The 11,345-nt window shown below is 49.2% G+C and carries 11 protein-coding genes; 3 read left to right on the plus strand and 8 right to left on the minus strand.

What is annotated here, in order from left to right; all coding sequences use genetic code 11:
- Positions 1–84 precede the first annotated feature (84 nt).
- Positions 85–1,431: a glycosyltransferase family 2 protein gene (locus SIN01_RS12185; RefSeq protein WP_010026324.1), complete on the plus strand. Its 1,347-nt coding sequence runs from the start codon at positions 85–87 to the stop codon at positions 1,429–1,431.
- Here SIN01_RS12185 and SIN01_RS12190 read toward each other — a convergent pair.
- The 4 genes from SIN01_RS12190 to SIN01_RS12205 form a co-directional block, all read right to left on the minus strand.
- Positions 1,411–2,637: an AGE family epimerase/isomerase gene (locus SIN01_RS12190; protein WP_052766840.1), complete on the minus strand. Its 1,227-nt coding sequence runs from the start codon at positions 2,635–2,637 to the stop codon at positions 1,411–1,413. The two genes, SIN01_RS12185 and SIN01_RS12190, sit on opposite strands and share 21 nt — an antisense overlap.
- A 295-nt stretch (positions 2,638–2,932) precedes the next feature.
- Positions 2,933–4,345 carry a DHA2 family efflux MFS transporter permease subunit gene (locus SIN01_RS12195; protein WP_010023610.1) on the minus strand — a complete coding sequence of 471 codons (1,413 nt, stop codon included), beginning with the start codon at positions 4,343–4,345 and terminating at the stop codon, positions 2,933–2,935.
- A 275-nt stretch (positions 4,346–4,620) separates the two neighbouring features.
- Positions 4,621–5,460: a DUF4097 family beta strand repeat-containing protein gene (locus tag SIN01_RS12200; RefSeq protein WP_010026494.1), complete on the minus strand. Its 840-nt coding sequence runs from the start codon at positions 5,458–5,460 to the stop codon at positions 4,621–4,623.
- 155 nt (positions 5,461–5,615) lie between these two features.
- On the minus strand, positions 5,616–6,107 hold the full coding sequence (locus SIN01_RS12205) for a YbaK/EbsC family protein (protein WP_010026492.1): 492 nt from the start codon (positions 6,105–6,107) through the stop codon (positions 5,616–5,618).
- A gap of 171 nt (positions 6,108–6,278) precedes the next feature.
- On the opposite strand from SIN01_RS12205, the gene SIN01_RS12210 reads away from it, so the two are divergent.
- A complete protein-coding gene (locus tag SIN01_RS12210; RefSeq protein WP_010026491.1) occupies positions 6,279–6,650 on the plus strand; it encodes a ParB N-terminal domain-containing protein in 372 nt (123 codons plus the stop codon).
- Positions 6,651–6,731: 81 nt separating this feature from the next.
- Here SIN01_RS12210 and SIN01_RS15100 read toward each other — a convergent pair whose 3' ends face one another.
- On the minus strand, positions 6,732–7,184 hold the full coding sequence (locus SIN01_RS15100) for a hypothetical protein (RefSeq protein WP_010026490.1): 453 nt from the start codon (positions 7,182–7,184) through the stop codon (positions 6,732–6,734).
- A gap of 383 nt (positions 7,185–7,567) precedes the next feature.
- On the opposite strand from SIN01_RS15100, the gene SIN01_RS12220 reads away from it, so the two are divergent.
- On the plus strand, positions 7,568–8,296 hold the full coding sequence (locus tag SIN01_RS12220; RefSeq protein ID WP_010026489.1) for an EcsC family protein: 729 nt from the start codon (positions 7,568–7,570) through the stop codon (positions 8,294–8,296).
- A 72-nt stretch (positions 8,297–8,368) separates the two neighbouring features.
- Here SIN01_RS12220 and SIN01_RS12225 read toward each other — a convergent pair whose 3' ends face one another.
- The 3 genes from SIN01_RS12225 to SIN01_RS12235 all read right to left on the minus strand — a co-directional run bounded on the left by SIN01_RS12225 (position 8,369) and on the right by SIN01_RS12235 (position 10,644).
- Entirely contained in the window at positions 8,369–9,091 is a 723-nt protein-coding gene (locus SIN01_RS12225; RefSeq protein ID WP_010026487.1) for an amino acid ABC transporter ATP-binding protein, read from the minus strand.
- Positions 9,091–9,750 carry an amino acid ABC transporter permease gene (locus SIN01_RS12230; protein WP_010026485.1) on the minus strand — a complete coding sequence of 220 codons (660 nt, stop codon included), beginning with the start codon at positions 9,748–9,750 and terminating at the stop codon, positions 9,091–9,093. The genes SIN01_RS12225 and SIN01_RS12230 overlap by 1 nt, the downstream gene beginning before the upstream one ends.
- A 78-nt stretch (positions 9,751–9,828) precedes the next feature.
- On the minus strand, positions 9,829–10,644 hold the full coding sequence (locus tag SIN01_RS12235) for a basic amino acid ABC transporter substrate-binding protein (protein WP_010026484.1): 816 nt from the start codon (positions 10,642–10,644) through the stop codon (positions 9,829–9,831).
- Positions 10,645–11,345 lie beyond the last annotated feature (701 nt).

Below are 11,345 nucleotides of genomic sequence, written 5' to 3' on the forward strand. Positions count from 1 at the left end.
TTTTCTAAAAACATCACTTAAACGCTCATGCTTGTGCCATGTGCTCGCGGATCATCCGTCATACTATTTTTCTAGGAGTCTGCTATGAATTTGCTTATCCCTCCGCTTGAGCCAAATAGGCAATCTCGCAAGTTGTATGTACCCGTTTCGATAAAATTCTGGATCAGCCATGGTTTTGCTTTTGCCTGGCTGCTCTTTTCTATTTATATATCGCTGCCGTGGCTGCTTGATTTCTCCGCGGTGGTTTCCTTTCCGCTTGCCTTGATTCTGATCAGTGCCATTGCCTATATCCCGGGATATTTGAATGCCTTCTTGATTATTAGTCTGTTCTTTGACCGGCAGCCGCGCTGGAAACAGGCACATCCGTCGGTTCCGGTGACCCTGTTGATCGCCGCCTACAACGAAGAGGCGTCGATTGAGCAGACCCTTCGCTATGTGTCCCGGCAAGATTATCGGGCGCATCTGCATGTGATTGTGATCGACAATCATTCGCATGACGATACGGAGGGCGCGGTTACTCGTGCAGCCAAAGTGCTGGATTTGGACGTTACGTTGCTCCATGAGAAACGTCCGGGCAAATTTCACGCGTTGAACAAGGGGCTGCAACATGTCGCCACCCCTTTTGTGATTACACTCGATGCCGACACGCTGCTTCATCCTTCGGCGGTGCGTGCGCTTGTTGCGCGTATGGTCAGCAGTCCAGATGATGTAGGTGCGGTTGCCGGATCGATGCTGGTGCGCAATAGCCGCGCTTCGCTTTGCACGCGCATGCAGGAATGGGATTATTTCCTCGGCATTGCTTCGGTCAAACGGCTGCAAGGGCTTTATCAAGGTACGCTGGTTGCCCAAGGCGCGTTCAGTCTCTATAAAACCGAATGCGTCCAAGCGGTTGGCGGCTGGCCGAATGCGATTGGCGAGGACATTGTCCTGACCTGGCGGCTGCTTCATAAAAAATGGCGCGTCTATTTTGAACCGCTGGCTGTCGCTTTCACCGATGCACCGGAAACGCTGGCCCATTTTGCCAAACAGCGTTCACGCTGGGCGCGCGGTATGATTGAAGGTCTGACGGAAATTAAGCCGTGGCAGCATCCCCTCGTCTATACGAAATATCTAACCGGAATTAATCTGATGATGCCGTACTTGGACATCGTTTACACTGTGTGCTGGATTCCTGGGCTGATTTTGGCATTCTTCGGCATTTACTGGATCGTTGGCCTGACCACGCTGCTCGTTTTGCCGCTGACCATTCTAAGTTTCGGATCACTCTACCTCTATCAAAAGAATCGTGTTTTTAAAAGACTCGGCTTGAGGGTGCGCCGCAATCGGCTTGGCTTGGTGCTGTTTCTGCTCTGCTACCAGCTGATCATGTCACCGGTTTCTGTCTGGGGGTACGCTGAGGAGCGGTTTCGTTTAAAGTGCGTCTGGGCCTAGTTTTTCAAAAACGTGCATGGCCTCCTGTTCATTCGTGACGGGGTGATAATCGGTTTTGTTAAGCGGACTCTTTTCATAACCGGTGCGTAAGTTGGAACGGGTCAGCTTCGGATACCAGGCGCCATAGCGGTGGTCGATCAAATGGTTCCAGCAGTAGTTAAACAGCCATTGATAGTTATCCAGGTATGCGCGCTGCTGCGCCGGGTCGGCTGCAGCCAGCCGTGCCGATGCGCCGAGGCCTTCTGCCATGACCCAATAGTATTTATACGTGTCGAGCGGTTGGCCATCCGGGGTAATTGAGAAGATCAAGCCACCAAAGCGGTCGTCTTTGGCGCGTCGCCATGCTTGATGATAGAGCGCTTTGGCCCGATCAAGCAGCCATGGTTCGCGCGTATACGCGTAAATTTTTGTGAGCAGCTTGCTCCATTCAATCGAGTGGCCGAGCACATACCCGTAAAGGCGGAACTCGTTACCCGCGTACTCGGCGTGGCGCACCCAGTCCGGTCGCCAGTTCTGATCGTACTGTTCCCAGATCAAACCGCCCGTTTGCTCCGCGAGTGTGACCGTCACGGTGCGTGCGAGTGTGTGCGCGGTTTCGAGGTAATCACGGTCGCCGGTCGCTTCGTAGGCGGCAATCATCGCTTCGCAAAGGTGCATGTTCGGATTCTGTCCCCGGTACGGATCCGTCCAGCTCCAATTGGGGCTCTTTTTCGCAACATAGAGTTGATGTGCGTCGTCCCACAAATGGGCATTGATCGTTTGCGCCAACTCCTTGATTCGCGGCTGTGCCTCGGCAATGCCCGCTTTGGTCGCCGTTGCCAAGGCGAGCAGAACAAACGCCTGTCCATAGGTATCTTTTCCATCATCGCTGACTTGGCGTTCCTCCGCCTGCCAATAGTAACCGCCATTGATTCGGTCACGCATGACTTCATTGAGAAAGCGCAATCCATGTTTCGCGATCGTCTTCCAACGTGCCGGACCGCCGAGCATAGTGCCAACGCTGAATATGTAGATGAAGCGTGCCGTACCCACCAGTGATTTTGTCGTCCGGTCACAAATGGTGCCATCATCCAGATAGCAATGAAAAAAACCGCCGTTTTTCTGATCAACACACTGCGGATCGTAAAAATCAATCGTCTCAAAAATCTGCTGACGCAGCCAGCGTGGATCAAAAAATGGCTGCATCTGATCGAATAGCTTTGGCATCAGCGAACGCCCCCACTGCATACTTTTTTTATCAGCGTATGCTGCAGAGGCGCTCTGCGTTCGAATCGTGCGCCGCTCGCCGGCGCACTCCTAATGAAGCAAATCATCGCGTTCAATGAGATGCACAACAATCGAATGGAATTGTGCAAGAATGAAAGCAGATTTTCGAGGTTAAAGGAAGCTCACGAAAGTTAAAGCGAATCCCGCAAAAGCTAAAGCGCAACGCTCAATAATTAAAGCAAAAAACCTCCTTCTGCACTTCAGAGTGTGCTAAAAGGAGGTTTTGGGGTTATTTTTAGTGTGATACGCTTGGTTTTTTTACGAAAAAGGTTAAGATCAGTGCAACGCCGCATAAGAGTGTAGCCACGGTGAATGCGATATCGATGCCGTGAATTAGTCCGTTGACGCCGAATTTTTTCGGATCGAGCGCGGTTGAGGCCATGACGGTGAACAGGATCGCGGTACCAATCGAACCGGCGACCTGGCGCATCGTGTTGTTCATCGCCGTGCCGTGCGGAATCAGATGGTGCGGCAGCTGATTGAGGCCGGCCGTGGTGGTCGGCATCAGTACCATCGAAAGTCCCATCATGCGCACAGCATTGACGATTGCCAAATAGGCAAACGACGTCTCAGCATCCACGCGAGCAAGCAGCAGCGTCATCAGCAACAAAATCGATACACCGGTGATCGAGAGTCCGCGCGCGCCGATTCGATCAAAGATGCGTCCGGTGATCGGTGACATGACGCCCATCACGATTGCACCCGGAAGCAGCATCAGCCCCGATTTGAGCGGTGAGAACCCGAGCATCGTCTGCATATAGATTGGCAGCATCGTCGCTCCGGCAATGAACACCGAGAAGCACAGCATACCGATTACCGTTGTCAGCGTAAAAATCGGATAGCGGAAGACGCGGAACTCAAGAATCGGCTGGTCGAGATGAAGCTGTCTGTAGATGAAGACCGCCAGCGCCGCAGCCCCAATCGCCAACGTGGCTAGAACTTCAAGATCGCCCCAGCCGCGACTTCCAGCGATACTCGAGCCATACAGGATACCGCCAAATCCGATCGTTGACAGGACAATCGATAACACATCCAGTTTCGGGTAAGTCAGTTTGGTGACATTCTTCAGGATAAAATAAGCAAGAATGAAATCAAGCAGCGCCACCGGCAGCACGACGTAGAACAAAATCCGCCATGAATAGTGGTTGATCAGCCAGCCGGACAAGGTCGGGCCGATCGCCGGCGCAAACCCGATCACGAGTCCAAAGATCCCCATCACCGATCCACGTTTTTCAATTGGAAAAATGATAAACATAACCGTCATCATCAGCGGCATCATGATGCCGGCGCCCATCGCTTGGACAATGCGCCCGATAATTAATAGGAGAAAGTTGTCCCCAAGCAGACAGATCAGCGTACCAAGAGTAAATGATCCCATTGCGAACAAAAACAATTTTCGCGTGGTAAACCTTCCCTCAAGAAAGGCTGTAATGGGAATCATAATCCCGTTGACAAGCAAAAATACTGTCTGAAGCCACTGCACACTAACCGATGTAAGATTCAGATCATGCATGATACTCGGCAGCGCTGTGACTAGCAGCGTCTGGTTCAATATTGTGACAAACCCGCCTGAAAGCAAAATGAGCACAATTGGGATCACGTTGAGATTTTCATGCGTTTGAATCTTTTTTTCTTCTAATGTTTCCATTCCACCACTTCTTTCTCAAACCTTCATGAATAACCTTGCTGATGCTTGGCGTTCGATCATCAGCATCGGGCAACTCTACTATAATATCATGAATCAAACCGACAAGGTAGAAATATGATACAATCCCAACATTCCACGTCGCGCATCTTCGCGCTTGATGCTTGGCCAAGACATGGGTCTATGGGTTTGAAGACGGGGCAAAATCATAAGCTTTCTTCCTTAATGAAAATGAAAAAAAGGACCGGCACGATCGCCGAACCCCTGTTCCAATTTGCTCAATTAATATGCAGCAAGCCGCTGTTGACCGTAGCGTCAAACGTGTACGTGCCCGAGCCATGCACGCCTTCGATCGTGTTCTCCCCTTTGCCCTTCTCCTTCAGCGGAAGCGTGCATTGAATCAAGCCGCTGTTTGCGTTGCCTTTCAGGCGGAAGCTGGCGTCGCGTGGCAAATGGATCCTTGCGCGTCCGGAGCGTACGGTTGTTTTGACCGATCCGGTAAACTTTGCGACATCCATTGTCAGGTTTCCGGAGTTTACTTGTGCGTTAAATCCACCGTGGTAGTCGGTTGCTTTGAGGTTCCCCGACCGCACAACAAGATCGGCCGATGAAGTCTTCCAATGATTTAAGCGTGCATTTCCGGAACGCACGGTAATCGTGGTTTTCTCTGCAGTCACATTTTTCGCCGTCATCGAACCTGAGGCGACATCCGCCGTCAGTGCTGTGTACGTCGTTTCGGGTTCAGCGGTGAAATCCAGATCTGCTGAGCCAATGGTGAAGTCAAGTGCTCGCTCATAGTCGCGCGGGATACTGACGGTTAGGCGTGTACGGTTCCACCAGTTAAACAAGGTGAACGGTCGACGTGTTTCCACGTGAACCGTGTTGCCGGAACGTACGACGTTCACGCTGCCTCTTCCCTTCAACTCCGCGTGCACCTGGTCGTCATCGCTCAATTTGACCTCGGTGTGCATGCTGCCAACCTCAAGCTTGATCTGGTCGACCTGCTCCGTGACCGGGGCTGATGCTTGCTGCTTGCTGAACGGCAGCAACGGGATCGGCTTGAAAATAATGAAATAGGCGAGCGCAACAATGACCAGTACAATCGCAAATCGTTTCATCGAAAAACTCCTTTTTCATGTATAAAATCGACCTTTTCGCCTCAAGTCAGCGAATCCGGCCGTTTGTTTTTGTCTACTTCTCTAGTGTAAAAGAACGCCGGGGGTCCCGAAACCCTCCGACGTTCTATTCTGCACTAAGTCTTTAGTATTACCGATTAAGCCTCCGCTTCGTCCTGCCAGCCCTTGCAGACGTCGACCCATGCCTTGCCGTTTCCAAATTGATACAGATCGTCAATCGTTAGCTCGATCGCTGAGTTGCTGCTGCCGCATGCCGGGAAAACAGTCTCAAACCGTTTCAATGATTCATCCAGATAAACCGGCCAGTCATGCTTCAAGGCAAATGGGCAAACGCCGCCCACCGCGTGACCAACCTGTTCAAGCGTCTCTTCCGGCGAGAGCATATGCGCCTTGAATCCAAACTCATGGCGGAATTTCTTGTTGTCAATCCTGGCATCACCAGCCATGACGACAACCAGGGCACCCTGCTTGTTTTCGCCTCGAAACGCGAGCGTTTTCGCAATCCGTTCCGGTGCAACATGCAGATGTTCCGCAGCCAACTGCACCGTTGCACTGGAAAGTTCAAGCTCAATGACATCCTTTTCACGACCGACCGACCTGAAATAATCCTTCACTGCTTCTACCGACATACGCGCGCCTCCGCTTCAGATTATATTAACGTTAAGTTTAGCAAAAAGTTACCATCTGTCAAATCGCCCCAGAATCATCTTTACTTTGCAGGATGAGGCATTTTATAATGAATGAAAGAATTGCCGCAACCATCATTTTGCGGCTTGGAAATCGTTTAGAAGGGGTTGCATATGGGAGAGGTTTTAACAGGAAAAGCGATTTGCAGCCAATACAGTGATCTGCAAAACGACGCGTTTGGCACGGACGACCACCAATTTGTGCTTACGACAATCGCAAAGGAAGCGCTGTACGACGTCCCTTGCACGTTCAGCAACAATGGTAAAAATTTGATCACGTACAAAGAATGGGCCAATGATCCGGAAAACTACGACGATTATCACACCGATAACGTCAAACAAATGGTTGACCACCTGCACGAAGGCGGCAAGCTTCCGCCGATGATCGTAGGCAAAGATCTCAGTTTGTACGACGGCCAGCATCGGCTCACTGCCTACAGCCTGCTGCCGGAAATTAAAGAAGTCACCGTTTATAAGGAAGTCTAATCGAAAACGAGCGCCGATCAAACAACGAAAGAGATGGCCCGCACGCACGGTGCCATCTCTTTCTGTTGGACTTTCTTTTTTTTATCTACACGCAGGATGCCATGGAAATTGCGGGCACCACCATGGGCGCGGCGGACGCGGCGGCTGCGTGGGTCTTGGAAATGGAACGCCCGGCGGAGGCGTAGGGCCGACATACGTGAGTCCGGACATATCGGAAAAGTGTTCCTGGTGCTGAACCCAGCGTCGCTGCCAGGGCAAGTAAACGTTCATGCTCACCATGCCCGTGTTCTGATTGATCCCCAAGAGCTGAATGAGCATCATCTGATTGTAACTTGCCAGCCGCGTGCGGTAAAAATGGCCGCGACGGCCGCGGTTCAACTCTTGTTGAATCGCATTCGGCGGAATGAAAAACGGCTGCGGCTGTTCACGCCCATCAACATAAATATCGTCATAATCGTTTACATAACTGTACGGCTCAATGTCGTACGACTCATAGCCGTACGGATATGCATCCCCATTTTGATCCTGATACATTTTCGAAACACCTGCCTATCGTATTTGTTACTACTGTATGCCCAGCGCGCAAATCCGGATGGGCAGGCGCCTAAGCCGTTGGGAAAAAATAGGGTGAATGACTTAGAAAACGATTCAAACCCGGTAATCGGCCGGATTCATTTATCCAATTTTTACTTCTGAATCGGCATTTTCAGCGTTTTTTGCATCGTGCATCAAAAATGTTGTGTGCACGCGTAAGCAATTTCTAATGAGTTTGAACTCGCCTTCTGTTGTTCGTTCGTCAAGCAACTCTGCATGATTTGGTCATGTCTGCTTTTCTTTCCTATGCACCCCAAGTATTTCGCTTTTTTAAGTGAAACGCGCTTCGATCGGCATGCGTAAATCAAACAAGGAGGGTTCCGATGAACGATTATGAGTTGAAGGCTTATGATGAAATCATGGTTTGGAAGCGAAAAATGCGCAAGCCGTCGAATCTGCTGAACCGGATGTCCAAAAAAGTTCAGGCAAAGATTAATGGCTACATTCCTGAAAAGGTCATGAATGCGATTACGGTTGCGATTAAAAATATGGTTCAGGCCTGCTTGAATGGTTCACAGTGGATCACGAAAAAAGATCAGGCTGCCGGCTTGTCTCTTGAGGAAAAAGATCAATTGCTCACGCAGAAGTTGTCCAACTACCGGAAGACGGCTGTGGTTGAAGGCGCGGGTACCGGTGCCGGCGGCATTCTGCTTGGTCTCGCTGACTTTCCGCTGCTGCTTTCAATCAAAATGAAATTTCTCTTTGACGCGGCGTCGGTTTACGGCTTTGACACGAAAGACTATTCGGAACGCGTCTTTATTCTGCAAGTGTTCAAGCTCGCTTTTTCGAGCGATGAGGTACGGAATGAGACGCTCGCGGTTATTGAACATTGGGAAACGCGCAAACAAGAATTTCTGGACTTGGACTGGGAAGAATTCCAGCAGGAATACCGCGACTATCTTGATTTTGCCAAGATGCTGCAGCTGATGCCGGGTATCGGTGCGGCGGTCGGCGCTGTGGTTAATTATAATCTGCTTGACCGGCTGGGTGAAACGGCGAAAAATTGCTATCGTCTGCGGTTGCTCAGCGCGTCCCCTAAATGGCTCGACTAAGTTCCACTCGCGTCCTTAATAAGAAAAAACCCCCAGGCAATTGTGCTCGGTTGCCTGGGGGTCGTTTCGTTTTCATAACACTTTACTTAAAAAGGCTTTGGTTCGTTCTTCTTGCGGGTGTTCGAACAGCTGTTTCGGTTCATTTTCTTCGACAATGTAGCCGCCGTCCATAAAAACGACGCGGTCGCCGACTTCGCGAGCGAAACCCATTTCGTGAGTGACGACGACCATTGTCATGCCGTCTTCAGCAAGCTGTTTCATGACGTCGAGCACTTCGCCGACCATTTCCGGATCAAGCGCCGATGTGGGTTCGTCAAACAGCATCATTTTCGGTTCCATGGCAAGCGCTCGCGCAATGGCGATGCGCTGCTTCTGCCCGCCGGACAGTGAATCCGGATAGGCATCTGCCTTCTCTGCCAGCCCCACCTTGCCGAGCAAGTCCATTGCCTTCGCTTTCGCTTTATCTTTGCTCACTTTTTTCACTTTGGTTGGTGCCAACATGATATTGTCGCGCACGGTCATATGCGGGAACAGGTTGAATTGTTGAAACACCATCCCTACGTCTTCGCGAATCTTGTTAATGTTGGCATTCTTGTCTGAAATGTCGGTGCCTTCAATAAAGACATGCCCTGAGGTTATCGTCTCCAGCTGATTAATACAACGAAGCAGCGTTGATTTTCCAGAACCGGATGGGCCGATGACAACGACAACTTCCTGTTTCTCAACGTCAAGGTTGATGTCCTTCAGTACCTCATTTTCACCAAAGGTTTTCTTTAGTTTTTCTACTTTAATCATCATTTTGTCGCCATCCTTCTTTCCAGGCGATTTACGAGAAAACTCATTGTCAGCGTCAGGATCAGATAGATAAAGGAGATCGTCAGATATGGTGTCCAAACAATCGCGTACTGCGCGCCCATCGCTTGTGCCCAATAGGTCAATTCCGGTGCCGCAATGGCTGCGATCAGCGAGCTGTCTTTGATCAAACTGATGAATTCATTGCCCATTGGCGGCAGGACGCGGCGGACGGCTTGCGGCAAGATGACGTAACGCATCGCCTGCAAACGGTCCATGCCGAGCGATCGCGCTGCTTCAGTCTGCCCTTCGTCAATCGATTGAATGCCGGCACGGAACACTTCGGCAATGTAGGCAGCCTCGTTCAGCGACAGAGCAATGACACCGGCAACGATTCCGTTCGATTGATGGAAAATGAGTGGAACCAGGCCGAAGTGAATGATCAATATCTGCACATACAGCGGCGTGCCGCGAAAAAATGTGATGTAACAGACAAATGGAGCACGGAGCAGCTTGTTACGAATCATTTTTCCAAAGCAGATGAACAATCCGAGGATCGTTCCAAAAATAATGCCGCCAAGTGAAAATCCGATCGTGAACAACGTACCGCTTGCTAAAAAGGGCAAATATTCTCTGATGATATCTAAAGGGTTTACGCCCAACTGAATCCTCCCCTAACCTAAAAAGTTGCTTAACAAAATGTTAAGCAACCGGTGAATGTTACTTGTTATTATGATTCATTAATTGTTTGCTTGTAGCTTGTCCAAATCCGGTTCTTTATCAAACCATTTCTTGTAGATCTTCGAGTAGGTGCCGTCGTCAATAATTTTTTTGATCGCTTTATCAAACGTTGCTTTCAGCTTACTGTCCTTCGGATACATCATGCCGTAGAACTCGCCATCAAATGTCTTTTCATCGCCAACGGTTTTCAAGTTCTTACCCGGGTTATTCTTTACATAATAATCCATCACACCATTATCGGCAACCACTGCATCTGCGCCGTGGTTGAGCATTTCCATAATCGCAAGGTTGACGGTTTTGAATTTTTTAATCTTCGGATTGTTTTTTCCAAGTACTTTTTCTACCGCATATTGACCCGTTGTTCCTTGCTGAACGGCAACCGTTTTGCCCTTCAGATCCTGAGCGGATTTTATTTTGCTTGATTTTGGAACCATGATTTCGTTGATCGAACGGTAATAAGGATTCGAGAAATCATATGTTTTCTCGCGATCCTCCGTTATTGAAATGGCTGAGATACTCATGTCCGCTGTTTTTGATTTCAGTTCGGCAAAGACCGGATCCCAGCCGACGTTTTCCAGTTTGTATTTGTAGCCGGCCGCTTTGGCAAGTGCCTTGATCACATCAACATCGAACCCAACCATCTTGCCTTTTTCAAGCGTTTCAAACGGCGGATATGATGCATCATTGACGATGCGCAAGGTTTTCTTCGTACTTGATTTTTTTTCAGAAGAAGAACCGCTACTGCCTGAAGAACAGGCCGTGAAGACGAGAATAAATGCGAGTAAAAGTGAGACTATGGATAATTTCTTTATCATTTTTCGAGCGCCCCCTGATGTTAGATCTCTTTACAAATTTTTAATAAATTCATTATACGCTTTTCGCAAAATAAATAGCAAGTAAATGTTGAATTTTGAAAAAATTGGAGCGTTCTTAGTGTTTGCTGACGGATCGTGGAGTGCCTCGCTTCATCAGCTATGCTCGCATCAACAGGGGTTGATCGCGGACAGTCTAGGTGCTTCCTCAGACATGCTGGTATTTTGCGGGTCTCCCCTATGGCCTGTGGTCAACAGGGACGCTCCGCAGGCGTCCGAGCATCTAAATGAGGAGTTCTTAGACATTTTTGAGCTCATTAAGTATTCTGGTCCTTAATTAAGTAACTCGTAAAATAAGCGGAGATTTTTCGGTTATATGCAAAGTAGAGTTCATTTCAGGAGCATATAAGGGGAGATTTTCCGATTATTAAAAGCAAATTCCCCCATGTTCACGTTTTTCACGTTGATAAGCGGAAATGCTCCGTGTATTTAAGCTATTTTTTATTTTATTTTTTAATAAAGGAAATTTTTCCGTCTATTTATCAGATTGGGCGCTTAACCTGATGCCCAACCGATAATTGTGGATCGGGAATCCGCATCTGAGAAAGTACTTTAAATACTTCTCGACTTCTTTAGGGGATGTGGCTTCTTCTTTTCGAACCGCTAGCCGAAGTACTTCCTTTTCGACAATGAAGAAAAACCAA

The organism is Sporolactobacillus inulinus (genome assembly GCF_006539285.1).
GTDB classification, from domain to species: domain Bacteria; phylum Bacillota; class Bacilli; order Bacillales; family Sporolactobacillaceae; genus Sporolactobacillus; species Sporolactobacillus inulinus.